Source organism: Amaricoccus sp. (assembly GCF_047602525.1).
Classification (GTDB): domain Bacteria; phylum Pseudomonadota; class Alphaproteobacteria; order Rhodobacterales; family Rhodobacteraceae; genus Amaricoccus.
The window spans coordinates 2214318-2238581 of sequence record NZ_JASGHB010000001.1; the positions used below are offsets into that span (position 1 = coordinate 2214318).

The following is a 24264-nucleotide window of genomic DNA, read 5'->3' on the forward strand; positions in this document are numbered from 1 at the left end:
CCGTCAGGGCCAGACCAGCGACAGAATGCCGAGCGCGATCGACACGCCGGCGGTGGCGAGCGCCAGCCCAAGGATCAGGTTCGGGCCGGAGGGCGCGGCGCCCGGCGGCTCGACGCGCGCCAGCGTCGCCTCGATGCGGGCCTGCACCAGCTCCAGCCGCTCGGCGAGCCCCATCAGAGCGTCGCTCGGCGCGGCCTGCGCCATGCGCAGCGCCGTCACCTCCTCATAGAGCCGCTCCACCAGCCGCCGCTCCGGCGCGCGATCGCGCGCGCCGGAGCGGCGCAGGTCGAGGCGCGCGCCGTCCGCCGCCCGGGCCACCGCGACGACGGTGAACTCGAACCCCGGCTCCAGCGGCGGATCGAGGTCGGCCGCGAAGCCGTATCGGCCGCTGCCGACCCCGGTCTTCACCAGAATCCGGCCGGGGCCGGTCGGCCCGCACGGTGGCGACAAGGCGGCCGTCCCGGCGGATCTCCACGTCGAGCGAAACGCCCGCATCGGTGCGGTCGATGGCCCAGCCGGCGATCCGGTCGGCGCGCAGAACGTCGACCACCCCATAGAGCCGCGGGCCGGCATCGGCCGGCGCCTGCGTCGAATCAGTGGCCTCGGTGGGGACATTCATGGCAGTTCCTTCCGGGGGTCCTGCTTACGGGCTCCGAAAAACTCCGGTAACGCTTGGTCATTAACGAACTGCCAATGCATCGCCTGCCCCTCATCGCCCTGCTTGCAGCCGCTCCCGCCGCTCCGGCGGCGGCCGCGCCCCGGATTGCCGGTGCCGCGGAGACGACGTTCTCGTGGGCGAACGACCGCTGCGCCACGTGGGATATCCCCGACACGCCCGCCCGCGCCTGGCGCGACGCATCGGGCGCGACCCACCTCGTCGCGGGCTCCGAGGCGAGCCGCGCCTCCGTCGGGCCGGACCTCGACCACCTCAGCCGCGACTGCAGCGTGCTCTACCAGGCCGCCGGCAATCCCGACCCGGCGGCGGTGGACGAGCGCGGCTGGATCCATTCGATCTTCACCGCGGACGGCGTCCACGTCATCGCCCTCGTCCACGAGGAATTCCACGGCCGGATCGGCGTGACGTGCGAAAGCGACTCGTCGGGCGACTGCTGGCGCAACTCGATCGTCGAAATCTCGTCCGACGACGGCGGGCGCACCTTCCGCCGCCAGGGCCTCGCGCTGGTCGCCGGCCCCCCCTATCGCTACAACGACGACGCGGACGGGCGCACGGGCTACTTCAACCCCAGCAACATCCTCGAACGCGAGGGCTTCCTCTACGTCTTCGTCTGGGCGACCGGGGACCACGCCCAGCGCACCGGCGCCTGCCTGCTGCGCCGCCCGGTCAACGGTGATGCGGCCGACTGGCGCGGCTGGGACGGCAGCGGCTTCACCGTGCGCTTCGTCGATCCCTACCGCGAGGATGTCCCCGACCCGGCCGAGCACGTGTGCGCCCCTCTCGATGGCGTCACCAGCGTGATCTCGAGCGTGGTCGCGTCGCCGGATGGCGGCTTCGTCGCGGTCAGCCCGACGACACGCGCGGAAGAGGCCGGACGGGTGTCGGGCATCCACTGGATGCAGTCGCCCGACCTGCTGAAGTGGAGCTCGCCCGAGCTGCTGCTGCCCGTGCCGCTGCTCTGGCGGCATGGCTGCGACGAGTCGCAGGTCTATGCGTATCCGGCGCTGCTCGATCCCGACAGCCCGAGCCCGGTCTATGCCACCGTCAGCCGGCACCTCTGGCTCTATCTCGCGGAAATCAGGCTCGTCGACTGCCGGGCCGGGCCCGAGCGCAATCTCGTGCGGTTCCCGATCAACTTGCCTGCGCCATGACGGCCGGCGCCAGCCGGGCCGCAAGCCCCATGGCATCGGCCAGATCCGCCGCCTGCGCCTCCGGCCCGGCATAGGGCCGCACCGCACCGTCGGCGACCAGCTGCTCGATGCGATCGAGCGCCGCTTCCACGTCGTCCATCGGCGCCGCGAACAGGTCGTAGATCGAGTAGTTCCACCACGCGACGGCGAGCAGCCGCTCGACCGTCGTCTCCGGGAAGCGCAGGCGCAGCACCTTGCCCGGCGTGCCGACGACGATGGCATAGGGCGGCACGTCGCGCAGCACCGTCGCCCGCGCCCCGATGATCGCCCCGGCGCCGATCGTCACCCCCGCCTTCACGAAGGCGCCCTGCCCGAGCCACACGTCCGGGCCGATCTCGGTGATCGGGCAGCTCGCGGCGAACGGCCGCTTGTGGCTGCGGATGAACGGCCGCTTCTCCTCGGCGAGCAGCGCATCCCAGCCGTTCACCTCCGGGTAGTAGGCGGTGCGCGAGGTGGTGAGCCAGTCGGTCGGATGCTCGTGCGGCCCGATGACCACGCCGCTCGCCATCGAGCAGTAGCGGCCGAACCGGGCGTTGTTCACCGTGCCGCCGGACAGGTTGCAGAAGGCGCCGACGTCGATGAACGCCCCGTTCGGCACGCTGGCGATGATCGAGGTCGGCCCCTCGATCCGCGACCCTTCGGCCAGCCGCCCGGTGTGGCGCAGGCCCGGCAGGCGCAGCCCCACCTTGTCGAGCGCGTCGAGCGCCGGTCCCGGCAGGGTGAAGGATGTCGTCGCCATCGGGCTCTCCACGCGTGTTCCAGCCCCCGATCTAAGGCGCCGTTCCTTCACGATCCGTGAACGGCCCCCGCCCCGGCGGCTTTCGCGTACGAGGTCCGGCGCCCGACCGCCGGCTCGCACGCGGCAATCGGCCTTTCGCGACCGACGCTGGCGCTCACCGTCGCTCGGTTCGCGTCTGCGCCGCGTGGGTGAGCGGCCCCGACAAATTCACCTCCACGTGGCGCGCATCAGGGCGGCGTGCGGCTCACGCCAACGCGCTTCCACCCTGATCGGCGCCACATGGGTGACAGCGCCTATCCTGCCATTTCCTTCGTCCGCTCCTGGACCACCTTGTCGGCCGCCTTGCCGTGCAGCTCCTCGTAGTGGTCGAAGTCTGCCGCATACCACCCGACCCCTTGCGTCGCCGCCCGGACGTCGTTCGCCAGGGCCGGCAGCGCCGCGCCCGGGACCAGCGCCTCGAACACTTCCCAGCCCTTCGCCTCGGGGTCGGCGTCGAAGCCCAGCACCTGCCCGGAATGCGACGAGACCAGTGGCCCGAGGCTGCCGGTGAAGGCGGCGGGGGCATGGATCGCCACGCGGAAGACCGGTTGCAGCAGCACCGGGGCGGCCGCCTTCAGCGCCTCGCGCACCCCCTGCCGGCCGGCGATGCGGAACGCCATCTCCGAGCTGTCGACCGCATGGGCCATCCCGTCGGTCAGGGTCACGGCGACGTCGACCACCGGAAAGCCGAGCGGCCCCTTCTCGGTGGCGTCGCGCGCGCCCTGCTCCACCGCGGGGATGTAGTTCCGCGGCACCGCGCCGCCCTTCACCACCTCGGAAAACGTGAACCCCGCCCCGCGCCCGGCCGGCCCGACGGTCAGCTTCACGTCCGCGAACTGCCCGGCGCCGCCGGTCTGCTTCTTGTGGCGATAGGCGGTCTCCTGCGGCTTCGAGATCGTCTCGCGGTACGCCGCCGCCGTCGGCTGCTCGTCGACGTCCATGCCGAACACGTCGCGGAGCCGCTGCCGCAGCAGGCGCAGGTGCAGCGGCCCCTGCAGGCCGGCGAGAGCGTTGCCGGTCTCCGGGTCCTGCGTCACGCTCAGTCCGCCGTCGCCCTCCGCGGCGCTCGCCAGCGCGCCGGAGAGCTTCACGGTGTCCCGCTCCGACGTGGCGAGCAGCAGCCGGCGCAGCATCGGCGGATGCGGCGCGTGCCACGCCGGGGCGTCGAGCAGGCCGGTCGCCGTCGCGATCCGGCCGGCGGCGAGGTGGTCGGACTTGACCGCGGTCACGATCGCGCCCTCCGCCACCGAGTTCGAGATGGTGGCCGTCGCGCGGATCGGCCGGGGTGAGCTGCCCGGCCGCCCGGCCGCCGAGCGGCTGCCCCGGGCCGATCGGCGCCAGCGCCCGCAGGAGCAGGGTCTTGCCCAGATGCTTGCGGGTGGCGCTGGCGAAGACCGCGGCCAGCGGCGGCTCGTTCGCCCCGGTCCCCTCGGCGAGCCGCGCCCGCAGCGTCGCGGGCGCCGGCGTCTCGTGGCGCAGCGCCTTCATCATCCGCACGATGCCGTTGCCGTGCCCGGCCGAGCCGATCAGCGCCGGCAGGATGCGGTTCTCGCCGAGCGCCCGGGCGCAGAGGGCGAAGACCGCGTCGTTCGGCGGCTGGCGGTCCTCGACCAGCTCCTCGAGCAGCCAGTCGTCGAATTCGGACAGGTGCTCCAGCATCTCGCCCCGCGCCTCGTGCTCGCGGGTGCTGACGGTGGCGGGGATTTCGATCAGCTGCGACGGCTCGCCCTCGCGGTAGTGCCAGGCCCGCTCCGAGACGAGATCGACCGATCCGGTCACGTGCCCGTCCTCGACGATGGGGATCTGCCGCAGGATGATCGGGTGGCGGGCATAGTCCTGCAGGGCCGCCACGATGTCGCGCACCCGGCCCTGCGCCTCGTCGATGCGGTTGATGAAGAGGATCGCCGGCGTGCCGGCCGCCTTGACCAGATGCAGCCAGGGCGAGGCGAGGATCGCGGCCGCCGGCTCGGGCCCGACGCAGACGACGGCGATGTCGGCGGCGAGCAGCGCGTCGGCCGCGACGTGCAGCAGCTCGATCGAGCCCGGGCAGTCGATCGCCTGCCAGTCGTCGCCGAGGTGGGTGAAGCTCGCGACCCGCAGCTCGCCCGGCTGGGCGGCGGGCTGCGGCTGGCCCTCGAGGGCGCACATCCGGTCGACCAGAGTCGACTTGCCGGTGTTCGATGCCCCGAGGACGGCGAAGGTGCGCGCCATCTTTGTCTCCCCCCATTGTGGTTCTTCTCTTTGGCGGATCATGGGACGAGCCGGCCGCGATTTCCAGCGTGTCGGCTTCCAGCGTGTGGGCCAGCGCCTCGGCAGCCCGGTTTCTCGGGGCGCGCGCGAAGCTGCTTCGGGAAATCCAAGGTTGTCCGGCCGGCGCCGCCGGGGTTCACTGCGCGGGTTTGAACGCGCGAGGGGAGGGCAGCATGGCGGCGAGAGGGCTGAGGGGCGAGGTGGTGAGCCTGCGGGCGGATCCGTTCCTGGAGGCGCCGGAGACCTGCCTCGAGCATATCCCCGACGCGCTCGTGGTGGTCGAGGACGGCCTGATCGCCTCGGTCGGCCCGTGGGACGACGCCCGCGCCGCGGGGCTCGACGTGACGCACTATCCGACCGGGATCATCGCCCCAGGCTTCATCGACGCCCATGTCCACTATCCGCAGACCCAGATGATCGGCGCCTTCGGCGAGGGGCTGCTCGAATGGCTGGAGAAGTACACCTTCGTCGCCGAGCAGGACTTCGCCAACCGGGTGCACGCCGAGGAGGTGGCGGCCGTCTTCCTGCGCGAACTGCTCCGGGGCGGCACGACGACGGCGGCGGTCTACTGCACGGTGCATCCGCAGTCGGTCGAGGCGTTCTTCGCCGAGTCGGAGCGCTTCGACACCCGGATGATCGCCGGCAAGGTGCTGATGGACCGCAACGCGCCCGAGGCGCTGCTCGACACGCCCGAGACGGCCTATGCCGACTCGAAGGCGCTGATCGAGCGATGGCACGGCCGGGGGCGGCAGCTCTACTGCATCACCCCGCGGTTCGCGCCGTCCTGCTCGCCGGCGGAACTGGCGGCGGCAGCGCGGCTCTGGGCCGAGCATCCGGGCACCTACGTGCAGACGCACCTCTGCGAGACGACGGCGGAAATCGACTGGGTGATGGACCTCTTTCCCGGTCACTCCAGCTATCTCGACGTCTACGACAAGGCCGGGCTCGTCGGGCCGCGGGCGATCTTCGGACACGCGGTCCACATGGACGAGGCGGACTTCTGCCGCTGCCACGAGAGCGGCGCGGCGCTGGCGCATTGCCCGACCTCGAACCTGTTCCTCGGCTCGGGGCTCTTCCGGGTGTTCGAGGCGCGCCGCGCCGACCGGCCGGTGCACGTGGCCCTCGGCACCGACCTCGGGGCCGGGACGGCGTTCTCGCAGCTCAGAAGCCTCGACGAGGCGTACAAGGTGGCGAAGCTCGGCGGCGAGAAGCTGACGGCCGCGCACGGGCTGTGGCTCGCGACGCGGGGGGCGGCGGACGCGCTGCAGCTCGGCGACCGGCTCGGGCGCGTGGCGCCGGGGATGGAGGCGGACCTGGTGGTGCTCGATCCGGGCGCGACGCCGATCCTCGGGTTCAGGAGCCGCTTCGCGCGGGACCTGATGGAGCGGCTGTTCGTCCTGATGATCCTCGGGGACGACCGGGCGGTACGCGCGACCTGGGTCGCCGGGCGGCCGGTCTACGACCGGGACCGGGCACCGTCGTTCCTCCACGCCGCCGAGGACGCGTTTCCCGGGTGAAGCCGGGCGGCCGGCCGAAGGGGGCATCGAGCCCCCCTCGGCCGGCGCGGCCTTCGCCGCGGAGCCCCGGGGAGCGGTTCCGAGAGCGGCCGTAGAGTGGGGACGCCGCCTTGGCGGCGATTGAGGGCGCGCGGGTCGCGCGCATTGCTTTCTTTGCTTGTTTTCCGGCTGTTGCCGGAAAACCGACTGCTCTCCAGGTTTCAAGGCCGTATGAAGACCAAGAAGGAGGAGCACAGGCGGGGCCGCGGGTCTCGGGTGGATGTCGCCTCTTCCGGCGCGCTTGACAGTGCGTCGCAGGCATCGGCTAGTGAACGAAGCGGCCGGCAGAGCCGCACGGGACCGGACGGCCCCAGGGGAGGACGGCGCAGATGGCCGGTGGCGGAAGCCTGGCGTTTCGCGATATCGTCAAGACGTTCGGGGGCACCCGGGCGCTGAAGGGCGTCAGCTTCGAGGTCGCGCCCGGCGAGATCGTGGCCCTGCTCGGCGAGAACGGCGCCGGCAAGTCGACGCTCATCAAGATCCTCGGCGGCATCCATCGCGCCGATGGCGGCGAGATCACCCTCGGCGACCTGCCCTACGTGGCCGAGGGCACCAGGGGCGCGCGGGCCATTTCGTTCATCCATCAGGACCTCGGGCTGGTCGAATGGATGACCGTCGCGGAGAACGTCGCGCTGGCGCAAGGCTATGGCGGCGGGCCGTTCCGGCGGATCGACTGGCGCGGGACGGAGCGGGCGGCGCGGGCGGCACTCGGGATGGTCGACTGCGACATCGACCCGGAGACGCGGGTGAGTGCGCTGTCGCGCACCGAGAAGTCGCTGGTGGCGATCGCCCGGGCGCTGGCCACCGACTGCGACTTCCTGGTGCTCGACGAGCCGACCGCGAGCCTGCCGGCGAACGAGGTGGAGCGGCTGTTCACCGTCATGCGCTCGCTGAAGGCGCGCGGCGTCGGGATGATCTATGTCTCGCACCGGCTCGACGAGGTGTTCCGGGTCGCCGACCGGGTGGTGGTGCTGCGCGACGGGACGAAGGTCGGCGACGGGCCGGTGGCGGAGACCTCTCCCGAGGCGCTGGTGCGCCAGATCGTCGGCCGCTCGACCTTCGACGCCTTCGCCAAGGTCGAGCGGCCGTCGGCGGCGGTGCGGCTGCGGGTCTCGGGGCTGGCGACGGCGTCCGCGGGGCCGGTCGACTTCGAGCTGCGCGGCAACGAGCTGCTCGGCCTCGTCGGTCTGCGCGGCGCCGGGCAGGAGGAGGTCGGGCGCGCGCTCTTCGGGGTGCTGCCGCATGTCGGCCGCGTGGTGCTCGACGGGCGCGATCTCGCGCTCGGCTCGGCCTTCGCCGCACTCGGCCAGGGGGTCGGGCTGATGGCGCGCGACCGGGCCGAGGAGGCGGTGGCCGGGCGGCTGAGCGTGCGGGAGAATACCTTCCTGAACCCGGCCGCGGCCGGACGCGGCGCGCTTTCGGTGCTCTCGCCCGGCGCCGAGGCCCGGGCGGCGGCGGCGCTGGGCGCGCGGGTGAACCTGAAGCCGAATGCGCCGGAGCTTGCCATCGAGTCGCTGTCAGGCGGCAACCAGCAGAAGGTGGTGGTGGCGCGCTGGCTCGCCACGGGGCGCAGGCTGCTGATCTGCGAGGATCCGACCGCGGGCGTCGACGTGGGCGCAAAGGCCGAGATCTACGGGCTGATGGCGCGGGCGCTCGACGAGGGTCTGGGCGTCATCGTCGTCTCGACCGATTTCGAGGAGGTGGCGCAGATCTGCCACCGGGCGCTGGTGTTCAGCCGCGGGCGCATCGTCGCCGAGCTGACCGGGCCGGCGCTGACCACGGAGGCGGTCATCACCGCGGCCTCCACCACAGCGGCGGCGTGAGGGGGACCCGGGCATGTCGGTCAATTCGGTCAAGTCCGAGGCGCTGGAGCCGACGCGGGCGGAGCTTGCGGGCCTTTCCGGCGGTGCCCGGATCGCGCGGCTGCTGCCGGTCTACGGGCTGGTGATCCTGACGGTCCTGCTTGCGCTGTTCTTCTCGCTGCTGCTGCCGCAGACCTTTCCGACGCTGCTGAACCTGCGCTCGATCGTGGCGGACAAGGCGATCATCGCCATCCTGTCGCTCGCGGTGATGATCCCGATGGTGACGGGCAAGATCGACCTGACGGTGGGCTATGGCATCGTGCTCTGGCATATCCTCGCGATCAGCCTGCAGGTCTGGTACGGCGTGCCCTGGCCCGTGGCGGCGCTGATCGTGCTCGGTCTCGGGGCGCTGGTCGGGTTCCTGAACGGGCTGCTGGTCGAGGTGGCGCAGATCGACAGCTTCATCGCCACGCTCGGCATGGGCACGGTGCTCTACGCACTGGCGATGTGGCATTCCGACGGGCGGCAGATCATCGGCACGCTGCCGGACGGGTTCTTCAAGCTCAACACGCTGCGCGTCGCCGGCGTGCCGGTGACGGGGTTCTACGTGCTCGCCCTCGCCGTCGTCATGTGGTTCGTGCTCGAGTACCTGCCGGTGGGGCGATACCTCTATGCCATCGGCGCCAATCCCAAGGCGGCGGCGCTGAACGGCATCCCGGTCCGGCGCTACACCATCGCCGCGTTCGTCGCCTCCGGCACGCTGACCGCGGCGGCGGGGGTGATCCTGGCGGCGAAGCTCCGGATCGGGCAGGCGAGCGTCGGGCTCGAGTTCCTGCTGCCGGCGCTGGTGGGCGCGTTTCTCGGGTCGACGACGATCAAGCCCGGCCGGGTAAACGTCTGGGGCACGATCGTCGGGGTCATCATCCTCGCGATCGGCATCTCCGGGATCCAGCAGATGGGCGGGTCGTTCTGGGTGGAGCCGATGTTCAACGGGCTGACGCTGCTCGTGGCGATCGGCATCGCGGGATATGCGCAGCGCAAGCGCATGGCGGCGACGCGGGTGCCGGAGGCCCGCTCGCCGGACAAGACACCGGCACAGGGAGGACTGCAATGAAACTGACGGGACTGGCGGCGCTGCTCGCCACGGTGGCGGTGGTGAGTGCGGGCACGGCCTGGGCGGAGGACGATCCGCTGGCGGCGGCGAAGGCGCGCATCGAGACGGCGACGGCGCGGGCCGGGCAGTGGGACGGCCCGACGACGGGGCCGAAGGCGGCCAAGGGCAAGACGATCATCTACGTCGCGGGCGACCTGCGCAACGGCGGCACCGAGGGCGTGTCGCGCGGCGTCGCCGAGGCGGCCAAGGCGATCGGCTGGGAACTGCGCGTGCTCGACGGGCACGGCGACATCTCGGCGCGCACGGCGGCGATGAGCCAGGCGGTGGCGCTGCACCCGGACGGGATCGTCGTCGGCGGGTTCGATGCGGTCGAGCAGAACGCCGCGCTGGAGCAGGTGAAGGAGGCGGGGATCCCGTTCGTCGGCTGGCACGCGACGATCGAGCCGGGGCCGGACCCGAAGACCGGCATGTTCGCCAACGTCAACACCCGGATCTCCGACGTGGCGCAGACGGCGGCGGACCTCGCCATCGTCGATTCCGGCGGCAAGGCGGGCGTGGTGATCTTCGGCGACTCGAACTACGAGATGGCCATCGGCAAGGCGCGGATGATGGAGAAGGCGGTCAAGGACGGCTGCCCCGGCTGCGAGGTGCTGGTGCTCGAGGACTCGCCGATGACCGAGGCGTCGAGCCGGATGCCGCAGCTCACCACCTCGCTCTTGCAGCGGTTCGGGGCGAAGTGGACGTATTCGCTGGCGGTGAACGATCTCTACTACGACTTCATGGGACCGTCGCTGGCGAGCGCGGGGATCGACGGAGGGGATCCGCCGCACAATATCTCGGCGGGCGACGGGTCGGAGTCGGCGTTCCAGCGGATCCGCTCGGGGCAGTACCAGATGGCCACCGTGCCGGAGCCGCTGCAGGAGCAGGGCTGGCAGCTGGTCGACGAGCTGAACCGGGCCTTCGCCGGCGAGCCCTGGTCGGGGTATGTCTCGGGCATCCATCTGGTGACGGCGGAAAACATTGCCTTCGACGGCGGGCCGCAGAACGTGTTCGACCCGGACAACGGCTACCGCGAGGTCTATCGCAAGATCTGGGGCGTCGAGTAGACGCGCGGACGGGGGCCGGCGCGGCAATCGCGCTGGCCCTTGATCGGCGGCGAAAAACGGGCTTAGGTCGGGCGTCGCGCCGGGGAGGAGCGCATTACGAGACCATGCGGATCGAGGGCGCCGGAGAGCGCTTCGGTCCATGAAGACCCCCGATCTCGCCCCGTATCAGGCCAGGGACCCCAGATGACCCCCCCCCTTCAGGCGTTGCCCGCCCCCCGCCCCGAGTTTGAAGACCCGAACACCCTCGCGAAGGAGGTCGTCGACCGGCTGACCTACCGGGTCGGAAAGGATCCGAAGGTCGCCAAGCCGCACGACTGGCTGCAGGCGGCCGTGCTCGTCACCCGCGACCGGGCGATCGAGTACTGGATGAACGCCACGCGCCAGACCTACCTCGAGGGCGACAAGCGGGTCTATTACCTCAGCCTCGAGTTCCTGATCGGGCGGCTGATGCGCGACGCGCTCGCCAACCTCGGGCTGCTCGATACCATGCGCGATGCGCTGAAGCTGCTCGACGTCGACTTCGACGAGATCGCGGCGCTCGAAGCCGACGCGGCGCTCGGCAACGGCGGCCTCGGGCGGCTGGCGGCGTGTTTCATGGAGAGCATGGCGACGGTGGGCGTGCCGGCCTATGGTTATGGCATCCGCTATCGCCACGGGCTGTTCCGGCAGGAGATCCTCGACGGCTGGCAGGCGGAGATGCCGGAGATCTGGCTCGAGCACGGCAACCCGTGGGAGTTCGACCGGCGCGAGGCGGCCTATGCCATCGGCTTCGGCGGGCGGGTCGAGTACCGCGAGGCGAACGGCAAGTCCGAGCGCTACACCTGGCATCCGCAGGAGCGCGTCACGGCGACGGCCTACGACACGCCGGTGGTCGGCTGGCGCGGGGCGCGGGTCAACACGCTCCGCCTGTGGAAGGCCGATCCGATCGACCCGATCCGGCTCGACGCGTTCAACGCCGGCGACCACATCGGCTCGCTCACCGAAAGCAACCGGGCGGACGCGCTGACGCGGGTGCTCTATCCCGCCGACGCCTCGCCGGCCGGGCAGGAGCTGCGGCTCCGGCAGGAATACTTCTTCTCGTCCGCGTCGCTGCAGGACATCCTGCGCCGGCACATGCAGCAGTACGGCCGGTTCGACAACCTGCCGGACAAGGTGGCGGTGCAGCTCAACGACACGCACCCGGCGGTCTGCGTGGCGGAGCTGATGCGGCTCCTGATGGATGTCCACGAGATCGAATTCGACGACGCCTGGCAGCTGACGGTCGGGACGATCGGCTATACCAACCACACGCTGCTGCCCGAGGCGCTGGAGAGCTGGCCGGTGCCGCTGTTCGAGCGGCTGCTGCCGCGGCACATGCAGATCATCTACGAGATCAACGCCCGCCTGCTCAAGGCGGCGCGCAACGATCACACGATGACCGACGACGAGATCCGCTCGATCAGCCTGATCGACGAGTCGGGCGAGCGGCGGGTGCGCATGGGCAACCTCGCGTTCGTCGGCGCGCACGCCGTCAACGGCGTGGCGGCGATGCACTCCGAGCTGCTGAAGGTCACGGTGTTCAAGGATCTGCACCGGATGTTCCCGGAGCGGATCAACAACAAGACCAACGGCATCACGCAGCGGCGCTGGCTGTTCCAGTGCAATCCCGGGCTGACCGGGCTCATCACCGACACCATCGGGCCGGCCTTCCTCGACGACATCGAGCGGCTGCGCGACCTCGAGCCCTACGCCAAGGACCCGAGCTTCCAGGACGCCTTCGCGCGGGTGAAGCGGCAGAACAAGGACGCGCTCGCCGACATGGTGCGCGACCGGATGGGCATCCGCATCGACCCGAACGCGCTCTTCGACATCCAGGTCAAGCGCATTCACGAATACAAGCGCCAGTTGCTCAACATCATCGAGGCAGTGGCGCTCTACGACCAGATCCGCACGCACCCGGAACTGAACTGGGTGCCGCGCGTCAAGATCTTTGCCGGAAAGGCGGCGCCCACCTACCACAACGCCAAGCTGGTCATCAAACTGGCGAACGACGTGGCGCGGGTCATCAACTCGAACCCCATCGTGCGGAGCGTGCTGAAGGTCGTGTTCCTGCCCAACTACAACGTCAGCATGGCCGAGATGCTGGTGCCGGCGGCCGACCTGTCGGAACAGATCTCGACGGCCGGCATGGAGGCGTCGGGCACCGGCAACATGAAGTTCGCCCTGAACGGCGCGCTTACCATCGGTACGCTCGACGGCGCCAACGTGGAGATCCGCGAGGCGGTGGGGCCGGAGAACATCGTGATCTTCGGCCTGACCGACACCGAGGTCGAGGAGCGCCGCAACAACGGCCATGATCCGCGCAAGGTGATCGAAGCGTCGCCCGAGCTGAGCCAGGCCCTGCAGGCGATCGCCGGGGGCGTGTTCTCGCCGGACGATCCGAACCGCTACGCCGGGCTGATCGGCGGGCTCTACGAACACGACTGGTTCATGGTGGCGTCGGACTTCGACTCCTACACCGCGGCCCAGCGCCAGGTGGACACGCTCTGGTCCGATCCGTCGCTGTGGTGGGAGAAGGCGATCCTGAACACGGCGCGGATGGGCTGGTTCTCGTCCGACCGCACGATACGACAATACGCGACGGAGATCTGGGGCATCACGCCCGGGGTCGACTGACGCGAGGACCATACCTTGGGGAGGGGATGGCATTGGTGAGGGAAGTTGCGGAGCCAGGCCGGCGCAAGGCCGGCGGCGTCGACATGGCTGCGATCGACGCGATTGTCGCCGGCCGGCATGCCGACCCCTTTGCCGTGCTCGGCCTGCACGCGGTCGGCCGCAAGCTGGTAGCCCGCGCGTTCGTCGAGGGCGCGGAGGAACTGACCGCGTTCAGCCTGTCCGGCGACGAGCTGGGCACGCTCGAGCGCCGGCATGACGCCGGCTTCTTCGAGGGGCCGCTGGCGCTGAAGCAACGGGCGCCGCTGCGCTATCGGGCGACGAACGCCGGGGGCACCTGGTGGGTGACGGACCCCTACTCCTTCGGCCCGGTGCTCGGGCCGATGGACGACTACTATATCCGCGAAGGCAGCCACCTGCGGCTGTTCGACCGGATGGGCGCGCACCCGCTGACCCACGAGGGCGCGGAGGGCGTGCATTTCGCCGTCTGGGCGCCCAACGCGCAGCGGGTGAGCGTCATCGGCGACTTCAACGCGTGGGACGGCCGGCGGCACGTCATGCGGCTGCGTCGGGACACCGGGATCTGGGAGATCTTCCTGCCGGACGCGGGCGTGGGCGCGCACTACAAGTTCGAGCTGGTGGGGCCGGACGGCAACCTGCTGCCGCTGAAGGCCGACCCCTTCGCCCGCGCCTCGGAATTGCGGCCCGCCACCGCCTCCGTGGTGGCGGCGGAGTTGCAGCACGACTGGCAGGACGCGGCGCACCGCGCGTTCTGGGCCGAGGCCGACGTGCGGCGGATGCCGATCTCGATCTACGAGGTGCACGCGGGCTCGTGGCGGCGGCCCGACGGCGAGGGGTTCCTGTCGTGGGACGAGCTGGCCGACCAGCTCATCCCCTATGTCGTCGAGATGGGCTTCACCCACATCGAGTTCCTGCCGATCAGCGAGCACCCCTATGATCCGTCGTGGGGCTACCAGACCACGGGCCTCTACGCGCCGTCCGCGCGCTTCGGCCCGCCGGAGGGATTTGCCCGCTTCGTCGACGGAGCGCACAAGGCCGGGATCGGAGTCCTGCTCGACTGGGTGCCCGCGCACTTCCCGACCGACGCGCACGGACTGGCGCAGTTCGACGGCACCGCGCTCTACGAGCACGCCGACCCCCGGCAGGGATTCCATCCCGACTGGAACACCGCGATCTACAACTTCGGCCGGCAGGAGGTGTTCTCGTATCTGTTGAATAACGCCCTCTACTGGTCTGAAAAGTATCACATCGACGGGCTGCGCGTCGACGCGGTGGCCTCGATGCTGTACCTCGACTACTCGCGCAAGGAAGGCGAGTGGGTGCCGAACCAGTACGGCGGCCGCGAGAATCTCGAGGCGGTGGAGTTCCTGCGTGCGACCAACCGCGCGGTCTACGGCAAGCATCCGGGCCGGATGACGATCGCCGAGGAGTCGACCTCGTGGCCCAAGGTCTCGGCGCCGGTCTACGACGGCGGCCTCGGCTTCGGCTTCAAGTGGAACATGGGCTGGATGCACGACACGCTGCAGTACATGGCGCGCGAGCCGGTGTACCGGCAGTTTCACCACAACGAGCTGACCTTCGGCCTGCTCTACGCCTACAGCGAGAATTTCGTGCTGCCGCTCAGCCACGACGAGGTGGTGCACGGCAAGGGCAGCCTGATCGCCAAGATGACTGGCGACGGCTGGCAGAAGTTCGCGAACCTGCGGGCGTACTATGCCTTCATGTGGGGATATCCGGGCAAGAAGCTCCTGTTCATGGGTCAGGAGTTCGCGCAGGGCGCCGAATGGACCGAGGCGCGCGGCCTCGACTGGTGGCAGCTCGACCTCGAGCCGCACCGCGGGGTGCAGAGCCTGGTGCGCGACCTCAATCATCTCTACCGCGACACGCCGGCGCTGCATCAGCGCGACTGCGAGGGCGACGGCTTCGAGTGGCTGATCGCGGACGATGCGCAGAATTCGGTCTATGCGTGGCTGCGCAAGGCGCCGGGGCAACCGCCGGTCGCGGTGATCTCCAATTTCACGCCGGTGCCGCGCACCGGGTACGCGGTGCCGCTGCCGGTCGCCGGGCGCTGGACCGAGCTCATGAACACCGACGCCGGCCACTACGGCGGCTCGAGCGTCGGCAACATGGGGGGGGTCGACGCGCAGGACGCGGACGGCCGGGTGCAGGCCATCGTGACCCTGCCGCCCCTCGCAACGATCTGGCTGAAGCTTGACACGGGCGCTTGAGGCGACCGAAGAAACGAAGGGGGAGTATCTTGGCTGACAGACGTTCAGGGCCGCTCGCACGCGACGCCATGGCCTATGTGCTGGCCGGCGGACGCGGCAGCCGGCTGAAGGAGCTGACGGACCGGCGCGCCAAGCCCGCCGTCTACTTCGGCGGCAAGACGCGGATCATCGACTTCGCGCTGTCGAACGCGCTCAATTCCGGCATCCGGCGGATCGGCGTCGCGACGCAGTACAAGGCGCACAGCCTGATCCGCCACCTGCAGCGCGGCTGGGACTTCTTCCGGCCGGAGCGCAACGAGAGCTTCGACATCCTGCCCGCCAGCCAGCGCGTGAGCGAGACGCAGTGGTACGAGGGCACGGCCGATGCGGTCTATCAGAACCTCGACATCATAACGGATTACGAGCCGGAGTTCATGGTGATCCTCGCCGGGGATCATATCTACAAGATGGACTACGAGCTGATGCTGCAGCAGCACGTGGAACAGGGCGCCGACGTGACCATCGGCTGCCTCGAGGTGCCGCGGATGGACGCGGTGGCGTTCGGCGTGATGCATGTCGACGAGAAGGACGTCATCACCTCGTTCCTCGAGAAGCCCGCCGATCCCCCGGGGATCCCCGGCCAGCCGGATCTCGCGCTGGCCTCGATGGGCATCTACGTGTTCCGCACGAAGTTCCTCGCCGACCTGCTGCGGCGCGACGCAGAGCTGCCCGGATCGAGCCGGGATTTCGGGCATGATCTCATCCCCTACGTCGTCAAGCACGGCAAGGCGGTGGCGCACCGCTTCTCGACCTCGTGCGTGCGGTCGAGCCGGGAGGGCGTGGCGTACTGGCGCGACGTCGGCACGGTGGATGCGTACTGGGAAGCGAACCTCGACCTGACCGACGTCATCCCCGAGCCTCGACCTCTACGAAACGAGCTGGCCGATCTGGACCTATGCCGAGATCAAGCCGCCGGCGAAGTTCGTCCACGACAGCGCGGGGCGGCGCGGCGAGGCGATCTCGAGCCTCGTCTCGGGCGACTGCATCATCTCGGGGGCGGCGCTCAAGCGAAGCTTGCTCTTTACCGGCGTCCGGGTGCACTCCTATGCCAAGCTTGAGGAGGCGGTGGTCTTGCCCGAATGCGATATCGGCCGGAATGCCCGGCTCTCGAAGGTGGTTCTGGACCGCGGCGTGCGGATCCCCAGGGGCTTGGTGGTGGGCGAAGACCCGGAGCTGGACGGCAGGCGGTTCCGCCGCACCGAGTCCGGGGTGTGCCTCATCACCCAGCCGATGATCGACGCGCTCGACGCGTGATGCGGATCCTCTCCGTCACGTCGGAAGCCTACCCGCTGGTCAAGACCGGCGGGCTCGCCGATGTCGCCGGCGCCCTGCCCCCCGCGCTGGGGCGGCAGGGCATCGACGTGCGCACGTTCCTGCCCGGCTATCCGGGCGTGCTGGCCAAGCTCGGCGGCGCCTGGCAGTCCGTCTCCGAGTTCCCCTCGCTGCTCGGGACGCGGGCCCGCATCCTGTCGGCCGAGGCCGCGGGCCTCGACCTGCTCGTCCTCGACGCGCCGGAACTCTACGACCGGGCGGCGGGGCCGTATGGCGGGCCGGATGGCGACTACGTCGACAACTGGCGCCGCTTCGCCGCGTTTGCCAAGGCGGCCGCGGAAGTGGCGGCGGGCAGCCTGCCGACGTTCAAGCCCGACCTCGTGCATGCGCACGACTGGCAGGCGGGGCTGGTGCCGGCCTACCTGCGGTTCTACGGCATCCCGGTCCCGTCGATCCTGACCGTCCACAACCTCGCGTTCCAGGGGTACTTCCCCGCCCATGTGTTCAGCTGGCTCGACCTGCCGCCGCAGGCGTTCGCGCTCGACGGGGTGGAGTACTACGGCGGGGTCGGCTTCCTGAAGGCCGGGCTCGCCAACGCCACCGCGCTCACCACGGTCAGCCCGACCTACGCCGAGGAGATCGCCACGCCGGGCGGCGGCATGGGCCTCGACGGGTTGATCGGCGCCCGCGCCGGCGCGCTGACCGGCATCGTCAACGGCATCGACGCCCGCGCCTGGAACCCGGCGACCGACCCGCTGCTCGCCGCCCGGTTCAGTGCGGACGACACCGAGGGGCGCAAGGTCAATCGCAAGGCGGTGGAGCAGTCGTTCCACCTCGACGCGGACGGCACGCCGCTTTTCGTCGTCATCAGCCGGCTGACCGGGCAGAAGGGCATCGACCTGCTGGTCGAGGCGTCCGACGAGCTGCTGATGCAGGGCGGCCGGCTGGCGGTGCTCGGCACCGGCGATCCCGCGCTCGAAGCGGCGTTCCTCACCCTTGCCGCGGCGCATCCGGGCCGAAATCGGCGTGCGTATCGGCTATGACGAGGCACTGGCCCACGTGATGCAGGGCGGCGCCGACGCCATTCTCATCCCCTCGCGCTTCGAGCCCTGCGGCCTGACCCAGCTCTGCGGCCTGCGCTACGGCTGCATCCCGGTGGTGTCGCGCGTCGGCGGCCTCGCCGATACCGTGATCGACGCCAACATCGCCGCGATCAACGCCGGCGTCGCCACCGGCGTGCAGTTCCAGCCGGTCGACGCGGGCGGTCTGCGCCACGGCATCCGCCGGACCTTCGCGCTGATGCGCCAGCCCGAGACCTGGGCGATGATCCAGCGTCAGGCGATGGCGGCGGATGTGTCGTGGGACCGCAGCGCCCGGCTCTATGCCGACCTCTACGCCTCTCTCCTGCCCGAAGGACCCGCCGCATGACGCCGCCAATCAAGATCGTCGCGACGAAACCCTACACCGACCAGAAGCCCGGCACCTCGGGCCTGCGCAAGAAGGTGCCGCACTTCCAGCAGCCGAACTACGTGCAGAACTTCCTCCAGTCGATCTTCGACAGCCTCGAGGGTTTCGGGGGCAAGACGCTGGTGATCGGCGGCGACGGACGCTTCTTCAATCGCGAGGTGATCCAGATCGCGCTGAAGATGGCGGCGGCGAACGGGTTCGGGCGGGTGCTGGTCGGCCGCGGCGGGCTGCTCTCGACGCCGGCGGCCTCCAACGTCATCCGGCAGCATCGCGCCTTCGGCGGCATCATCCTGTCGGCGAGCCACAACCCGGGCGGGCCGACCGAAGACTTCGGCATCAAGTACAACACCGGCAACGGCGGCCCCGCACCGGAGCGGATCACCGAGGCGATCTTCGAGCGCACGAAGGAGATCGAGGACTATCGCATCCTCGACGTGCCCGACCTCGACCTCGACAGGCCCGGGGTGCAGCCGCTTGGCGCGATGACCGTCGAGGTGATCGACCCGGTGGCGGACTATGCCGCGCTGATGGAGACGCTGTTCGACTTTCCGGCGATCAAGGCGATGTTCGCCGGCGGCTTCCGCATGGCCTTCGACGCGATGTCGGCGATCACCGGGCCCTATGCCACGGAAATCCTCGAGGGCCGGCTCGGCGCCGCCAGGGGCACGGTGCGCAACGGCACCCCCCTGCCCGACTTCGGCGGCCACCACCCCGACCCGAACCTCGTGCACGCCAAGGCGCTCTACGACGACATGATGGCGCCGGACGCGCCGGACTTCGGCGCCGCCTCGGACGGGGACGGCGACCGCAACCTCATCATCGGCCGCGGCATCTTCATCACTCCGTCGGACAGCCTCGCGATGCTGGCCGCGAACGCGCACCTCGCCCCGGGCTATGCCGCCGGGCTCGCGGGCATCGCCCGCTCGATGCCGACCAGCGCCGCCGCCGACCGGGTGGCGGAGAAGCTCGGGATCGGCATCTACGAGACTCCGACGGGCTGGAAGTTCTTCGGCAACCTGCTCGACGCCGGCATGGCGACGATCTGCGGCGAGGAGAGCGCCGGCACCGGCTCGAACCACGTCCGCGAGAAGGATGGCCTCTGGGCGGTGCTGCTCTGGCTCAACATCCTCGCGGCCCGCAAGGAGCCGGCGAAGGCGATCGCCGAAGCGCACTGGCGCGAGTACGGGCGCAACTACTACGCCCGCCACGACTACGAGGGGATCGACTCCGACGCGGCCAACGGGCTCGTCGACGCGCTGCGGGCCAGGCTCGCCAGCCTGCCGGGGACGAAGGTCGGGCCGCTCACCGTCGCGGCGGCGGACGATTTCGCCTACCACGATCCGGTCGACGGCTCGACCTCCGCGAAGCAGGGCATCCGCGTCCTGTTCGAGGGCGGCAGCCGCGTCGTCTTCCGCCTGTCCGGCACCGGCACCTCCGGGGCGACGCTGCGCGTCTACATCGAGGCCTACGAGCCGCCGACCGGGGCGCTCGACCTCGCGGTTTCGGACGCGCTGGCCGATCTCATCGCCGCGGCCGAGACGCTGGCGCAGATCAAGGAGAGGACCGGCCGTTCCGAGCCGGACGTCGTCACCTGAGCCCGTCTCCGTTCCCGAAGCCGTTCGGCGCCACGCCCGGACCGGACGGCACGCGGTTCGCCACGTGGTCGGCGAACGCCGAGCGGGTGTGGCTCTGCCTGTTCGAAGGCGGCAGCGAGCGGCGCATCGCGATGCGCCGCGGCGCCTTCGGGCTGTTCTCGACCACGGTCAAGGACGCGGGCCCCGGCACGCGCTACGGGCTGCGCGCCGACGGGCCGTTCGACCCGGAGCGGGGCCTGCGCTTCGATCCGGCCAAGCTGCTGGTCGATCCCTATGCCGTCGCCCTCGACGGGCCGTTCCACTACGACGCGCGGCTGGCCGCGCCGCGGCGCGACGGGATCGACACCGCCGCGCTGATGCCGAAGGCGGTGGTGACCGCCCTGCCCGACCTCGCGCCGGCCCCGCCGCCGGTGTTCCGGCCCGGCGGGCTGATCTACGAGGTGCCGGTGCGGCCGTTCACCAAGCTGCACCCCGAGGTGCCCGAGGCGCTGCGCGGCACGGTGGGGGCGCTGGCGCATCCGGCGGTGCTCGACCACCTGACGCGGCTTGGCGTCGACGCGGTGGAGCTGATGCCGATCACCGCGTGGATCGACGAGCGCCACCTCGGGCCGCTCGGGCTGACGAACGGCTGGGGCTACAATCCCGTCGCGTTCATGGCGCTCGACCCGCGGCTCTGCCCCGGCGGCATCGGCGAGCTGGCGGCGACGGTCGCCACGTTGCGCGCGGCCGGGATCGGCACGATCCTCGACGTGGTGTTCAACCACACCGGCGAGAGCGACCAGTTCGGACCGACCCTCAGCCTGCGCGGCCTCGACAGCGCCACCTACTTCCGCCACCTGACCGACGGGACGCTGGTGAACGACGCCGGCACCGGCAACACGCTCGCCTGCGAGCATCCGATGACGAGCCGGCTGATCCTCGACACGCTCCGGCATTTCGTCGGACAGGCCGGGGTCGACGGCTTCCGCTTCGACCTTGCTCCGATCCTCGGACGCGACGCGGGCGGCTTCCGGCGCGACGCGGCGCTGTTCGACGAGATGGCGGCCGATCCGCTGCTCGCCGACCGGGTGATGATCGCCGAGCCGTGGGACATCGGCCCCGGCGGCTATCAGCTCGGCAACTTTCCCGACGGCTGGCTGGAGTGGAATGACCGCTACCGCGACCGGGTGCGGCGGTTCTGGCGCGGCGACACGCACATGCTGGGCGAGATGGCGACGGCGGTGGCCGGATCGTCCGACGTCTTCGCCCCGCCGTCGAGCCGCAGCGTCAACTTCATCGCCGCGCACGACGGCTTCAGCCTGGCCGACCTCGTTGCCTACGCCCACAAGCACAACGAGGCGAACGGCGAGGAGAACCGCGACGGCCACGGCGAGAACCTGTCGTGGAACCACGGACCGGAAGGGCCGACCGACGACGCCCGCGTCCTCGCCGCCCGCCGCCGCGATGTCGAGGCGCTGCTCGCGACGCTGCTCGCCTCGCGCGGCACGGTCATGCTCACCGCCGGCGACGAGTTCGGGCGCAGCCAGGGCGGCAACAACAACGCGTACGCCCAGGACAACCCGATCACCTGGCTGGACTGGCAGGGGCGCGACCAGGCGCTCGAGGCCTTCGCCGGCCGGCTTGCGGCGGCGCGGCGGGCAACTCCGGCGATTGCCGGGCCCGAGCTGCTGACCGGCGCCGGCGAGCCGCCGGATGTCGTGTGGCTCACGCCCGCGGGAACGCCGATGGCGCCAGCCGACTGGGAGGCGCAGCACGGCGGAACGCTCGCCATGCTGCTCGCCCGCGACGGGGCGCGGGTGGCGCTCCTGTTCAACCGGACGGCGGACACGATCGACTTTCGCCTGCCCACACGGCCGGAGCATCGGTGGGAGGGCGCGACAGACGGGTGCGTCTGCGTTGGCGGGCGTGCAGTCGCGTTCGTGACCGAAGCCCCCCTTGAGGCGGGGCGCCCGGCGACGTAAGGAGAGGCTTCCCCAGCAACCCCCTCGGACGCAAGGACGAAACATGGATCGCCGCACCCTGCTCGAAGCCTTCGTTCTCGGCCTCGCGGGCACGCGGCTTCCTCTCTTCGCAACCGCAGCGGAAGCGCAGGACGCGCCGAAGCCCTTCAGCTTCGACAGTGTCATCGCCCTCGCGCGCGAAGCGGCGGGCAAGCCCTACACGCGCCCGATGATGAAGCTGAGCGAGCCGTTCGCCGACCTGAAATATGACCAGTATCGGGCGATCCGGTTCCGCGACGACAAGCGGCTGTTTCAGGGCGGCGGTTTCCAGGCCGAGCTGCTGCCGCCGGGCTTCTCGTACCAGGACAAGATCGAGATCAACGTCGTCACCGACGGACAGGTGCAGCCGGTGGCGTTCTCCACCGACTTCTTCGCGTTTCACCCGAGCTATTTCCCCTACCCGGACGGCCGGGCGCCCGCGGGGCTCGGCGCCGACATGGGCTTTTCCGGCGTGCGCTTCCGGCATCCGGTGAACCGCCCCGGCGTCTGGGACGAGTTCGCGGTGTTCCAGGGCGCGAGCTATTTCCGGGCCGTGGCGCGCGATACCGTCTATGGCCTGTCGGCGCGCGGGCTTGCCATCGGCACCGGCGGACCGGACCCGGAGGAGTTCCCGATCTTCACCCGCTTCTGGATCGAACAGCCCGGCCCGGACGACCGGGTGCTGCGCCTCTCGGCACTGCTCGACAGCGACAGCGTGGCGGGGGCCTACGACTTCTCGATCGAGCCCGGCCGCGAGACGGTGATGCAGCTGCGCGTGGCGCTGTTCCCGCGGCGCGACATCGGCTCGCTCGGCATCGCGCCGCTGACCTCGATGTACTTCTTCGGACCGGAGGGGCGCACCGGGATCGACGACTTCCGCAACGCCGTGCACGACAGCGACGGCCTGCGCATGGTGAACGGCTCCGGCGAGCGGCTGTGGCGGCCGCTGCGCAACCCGCCGGCCATCGAGACCTCGGCGTTCTCCGACGAGAACCCGCGCTCGTTCGGCCTGATCCAGCGGGCGCGCAACTTCTCGGACTACGAGGATGCGGAAACCCACTACGAGAAGCGGCCGAGCGCCTGGGTGGAGCCGGGCGAAGGCTGGGGCAAGGGCTTCGTCATGCTGGTGGAGATCCCCTCCGGCGACGAGTTCGCCGACAACATCGTCGCCTTCTGGCGGCCGGAGACGCCGCTGAAGGAGGGGAGCGAGCTCGATCTCTCCTATCGCCTGACCTGGGGATACGTGCAGGAAGAGGAGCTGCCGCTCGCCACCGTGATCGCCACCCGGAGCGGCATCTCGATCCTCGACACCCGCGAGCGGGTGTTCGTCGTCGACTTCGACCTCGGCGACATCGCGCTCACCGACCTGACGCCGCGGATCGAGGTGACGTCGGGCGAGATCAAGGGCCTCAGCGTCATTCCGCTGCCCGATACGGACACGGCGCGGGTCGGCTTCCACTTCGTTCCCGGCGAGGCGAAATCGGCGGAATTCCGGCTCTGGCTGGAAAGCGAGGGCGTGAAGGCGTCGGAGATTCTGGCTCTACCGCTGGAGCATGTGACGGCGTTCCCGCGGACGCCCCTACCCGCCGATCTCCACCACCACCTTGCCCGTCGCCTCCCGCCGGCGCAGCAGGTCGAGGCCCGCCTCGGCCCCGGACAACGGCAGCCTGTGGCTGACATGCGGCGCGAGCCGGCCGAGGCGCCACCAGGCGAACAGCGTCTCGAAGCTCGCCGCCACCGCGCCGGGCGAATGCTCCGCCCACGCGCCGAAATGCACGCCGAAGACGCTCAGATCCTTCACCAGCAACAGGTTCGCCGGGTACTGCGGCACGCCGCCGCTGGCAAAGCCGATCGGCAGGATGCGCGCCCGCGCCCGCGTGGCGCGCAGCGCGGCCTCCGCCAGCGTTCCGCCGACCGGATCGTAGACCACATCCGCCCCGCCCAGCGCCTTCACCTCGGCGCGGATGTCAGCATCGGCGTCGAGCAGCACCGCGGCGCCGGCCCGGCCGGCGATCCGAAGCCGTTCAGGCCCGCGCGCCACTGCGACCACCCGCGCGCCCATCCGCGCGCCAAGCTCGACCGCCGTCAGCCCGACGCCGCCGGACGCGCCGAGCACCAGCAGCGTCTCGCCCGGCCGGAGCTTCGCCGCCCAGGCGAGGGCGATGTGGCTGGTGCCATAGGCGACGAGGAAGCCCGCGGCGACGCTGTCGGGCATCCCGTCCGGGATCACCGCGCAGCGCGCTTCCGGCACCGCCACATACTCCGCGAGCCCGCCGTGGCCGACGTAGGCCGCGACCCGCGTGCCGGCCGCCAGCCGCGCCCCGCCCGGCGCCTCGACCACGCCCGCCACCTCGACTCCGGGCGAGAACGGCAGCGGCGGCCGCACCTGATACGTGCCCGCCACCATCAGCGTGTCGGCGAAGTTGAGGCCGCAGGCCCGCACCCGGACCAGCACCTCGCCGGCCCCGGGCACGGGCACCGGCGCCACGCGCTGCACCAGCGGCGTCCCGAGCGCCGTCACCTGCATCGCCCGCATCGT

The 24264-nt window shown here is 70.7% G+C and carries 13 protein-coding genes and 4 pseudogenes; 12 read left to right on the forward strand and 5 right to left on the reverse strand.

Translation table 11 applies throughout. The features are described 5' to 3' along the window. Positions 1 to 3: 3 nt before the first annotated feature. A complete protein-coding gene (locus tag QM699_RS11440; RefSeq protein WP_415011242.1) occupies positions 4 to 450 on the reverse strand; it encodes a hypothetical protein in 447 nt (148 codons plus the stop codon). 243 nt (positions 451 to 693) lie between these two features. On the opposite strand from QM699_RS11440, the gene QM699_RS11445 reads away from it, so the two are divergent. Further along, the gene (locus QM699_RS11445) at positions 694 to 1827 is read left to right on the forward strand and encodes a hypothetical protein (protein WP_415011243.1); all 1134 of its coding nucleotides are present in this window, start codon (positions 694 to 696) and stop codon (positions 1825 to 1827) included. On the opposite strand, the gene QM699_RS11450 is transcribed toward QM699_RS11445, so the two are convergent. From QM699_RS11450 to QM699_RS11460, 3 genes and pseudogenes are all read right to left on the reverse strand, one after another. After that, positions 1808 to 2605, reverse strand: a complete 798-nt coding sequence (locus QM699_RS11450; RefSeq protein ID WP_415011244.1) for a CatB-related O-acetyltransferase — start codon at positions 2603 to 2605, stop codon at positions 1808 to 1810. The two genes, QM699_RS11445 and QM699_RS11450, sit on opposite strands and share 20 nt — an antisense overlap. 293 nt (positions 2606 to 2898) lie before the next feature. Next, entirely contained in the window at positions 2899 to 3873 is a 975-nt protein-coding gene (locus tag QM699_RS11455) for a hypothetical protein (protein ID WP_415011245.1), read from the reverse strand. A 295-nt stretch (positions 3874 to 4168) separates the two neighbouring features. Continuing rightward, positions 4169 to 4897 (reverse strand): annotated as a pseudogene (locus tag QM699_RS11460) (GTPase); the annotation flags it as partial. A gap of 170 nt (positions 4898 to 5067) precedes the next feature. Here QM699_RS11460 and guaD point away from each other — a divergent pair. The 11 genes and pseudogenes from guaD to QM699_RS11515 all read left to right on the forward strand — a co-directional run. Continuing rightward, entirely contained in the window at positions 5068 to 6411 is a 1344-nt protein-coding gene (gene guaD, locus QM699_RS11465) for a guanine deaminase (RefSeq protein WP_415011246.1), read from the forward strand. 368 nt (positions 6412 to 6779) lie between these two features. After that, on the forward strand, positions 6780 to 8273 hold the full coding sequence (locus tag QM699_RS11470; RefSeq protein WP_415011247.1) for a sugar ABC transporter ATP-binding protein: 1494 nt from the start codon (positions 6780 to 6782) through the stop codon (positions 8271 to 8273). Positions 8274 to 8286: 13 nt separating this feature from the next. Beyond that, entirely contained in the window at positions 8287 to 9366 is a 1080-nt protein-coding gene (locus tag QM699_RS11475; RefSeq protein WP_415011248.1) for an ABC transporter permease, read from the forward strand. After that, on the forward strand, positions 9363 to 10472 hold the full coding sequence (locus tag QM699_RS11480; RefSeq protein WP_415011249.1) for a substrate-binding domain-containing protein: 1110 nt from the start codon (positions 9363 to 9365) through the stop codon (positions 10470 to 10472). The genes QM699_RS11475 and QM699_RS11480 overlap by 4 nt, the downstream gene beginning before the upstream one ends. 183 nt (positions 10473 to 10655) lie before the next feature. Then, positions 10656 to 13127 (forward strand): glycogen/starch/alpha-glucan phosphorylase, encoded by a 2472-nt coding sequence (locus tag QM699_RS11485; RefSeq protein ID WP_415011250.1) that lies wholly within the window; start codon positions 10656 to 10658, stop codon positions 13125 to 13127. An 83-nt stretch (positions 13128 to 13210) separates the two neighbouring features. Continuing rightward, complete coding sequence (gene glgB, locus QM699_RS11490) at positions 13211 to 15373, forward strand: 1,4-alpha-glucan branching protein GlgB (RefSeq protein ID WP_415012748.1); 2163 nt, start codon at positions 13211 to 13213, stop codon at positions 15371 to 15373. 68 nt (positions 15374 to 15441) lie between these two features. Further along, positions 15442 to 16666: pseudogene (gene glgC, locus QM699_RS11495) on the forward strand (glucose-1-phosphate adenylyltransferase). Beyond that, positions 16666 to 18112 (forward strand): annotated as a pseudogene (glgA, locus tag QM699_RS11500) (glycogen synthase GlgA). Before glgC ends, glgA begins: the two co-directional pseudogenes overlap by 1 nt. Then, the gene (locus tag QM699_RS11505) at positions 18109 to 19746 is read left to right on the forward strand and encodes an alpha-D-glucose phosphate-specific phosphoglucomutase (protein WP_415011251.1); all 1638 of its coding nucleotides are present in this window, start codon (positions 18109 to 18111) and stop codon (positions 19744 to 19746) included. Before glgA ends, QM699_RS11505 begins: the two are co-directional and overlap by 4 nt. Continuing rightward, positions 19743 to 21707: a glycogen debranching protein GlgX gene (gene glgX, locus QM699_RS11510; protein ID WP_415012749.1), complete on the forward strand. Its 1965-nt coding sequence runs from the start codon at positions 19743 to 19745 to the stop codon at positions 21705 to 21707. The genes QM699_RS11505 and glgX overlap by 4 nt, the downstream gene beginning before the upstream one ends. 43 nt (positions 21708 to 21750) lie before the next feature. Continuing rightward, positions 21751 to 23250 (forward strand): annotated as a pseudogene (locus QM699_RS11515) (glucan biosynthesis protein); the annotation flags it as partial. A gap of 54 nt (positions 23251 to 23304) precedes the next feature. Here QM699_RS11515 and QM699_RS11520 read toward each other — a convergent pair. Beyond that, positions 23305 to 24261: an NADPH:quinone oxidoreductase family protein gene (locus QM699_RS11520; RefSeq protein ID WP_415012750.1), complete on the reverse strand. Its 957-nt coding sequence runs from the start codon at positions 24259 to 24261 to the stop codon at positions 23305 to 23307. Positions 24262 to 24264 lie beyond the last annotated feature (3 nt).

Bases quoted from the DNA above. Each gene is read 5' to 3' on its own strand.
- QM699_RS11445 (WP_415011243.1), top strand. From the start codon at position 694: ATGCATCGCCTGCCCCTCATCGCCCTGCTTGCAGCCGCTCCCGCCGCT.
- QM699_RS11450 (WP_415011244.1), bottom strand. From the start codon at position 2,605: ATGGCGACGACATCCTTCACCCTGCCGGGACCGGCGCTCGACGCGCTC.
- guaD (WP_415011246.1), top strand. From the start codon at position 5,068: ATGGCGGCGAGAGGGCTGAGGGGCGAGGTGGTGAGCCTGCGGGCGGAT.
- QM699_RS11470 (WP_415011247.1), top strand. From the start codon at position 6,780: ATGGCCGGTGGCGGAAGCCTGGCGTTTCGCGATATCGTCAAGACGTTC.
- QM699_RS11475 (WP_415011248.1), top strand. From the start codon at position 8,287: ATGTCGGTCAATTCGGTCAAGTCCGAGGCGCTGGAGCCGACGCGGGCG.
- QM699_RS11480 (WP_415011249.1), top strand. From the start codon at position 9,363: ATGAAACTGACGGGACTGGCGGCGCTGCTCGCCACGGTGGCGGTGGTG.
- QM699_RS11485 (WP_415011250.1), top strand. From the start codon at position 10,656: ATGACCCCCCCCCTTCAGGCGTTGCCCGCCCCCCGCCCCGAGTTTGAA.
- glgB (WP_415012748.1), top strand. From the start codon at position 13,211: ATGGCTGCGATCGACGCGATTGTCGCCGGCCGGCATGCCGACCCCTTT.
- QM699_RS11505 (WP_415011251.1), top strand. From the start codon at position 18,109: ATGACGCCGCCAATCAAGATCGTCGCGACGAAACCCTACACCGACCAG.
- QM699_RS11520 (WP_415012750.1), bottom strand. From the start codon at position 24,261: ATGCGGGCGATGCAGGTGACGGCGCTCGGGACGCCGCTGGTGCAGCGC.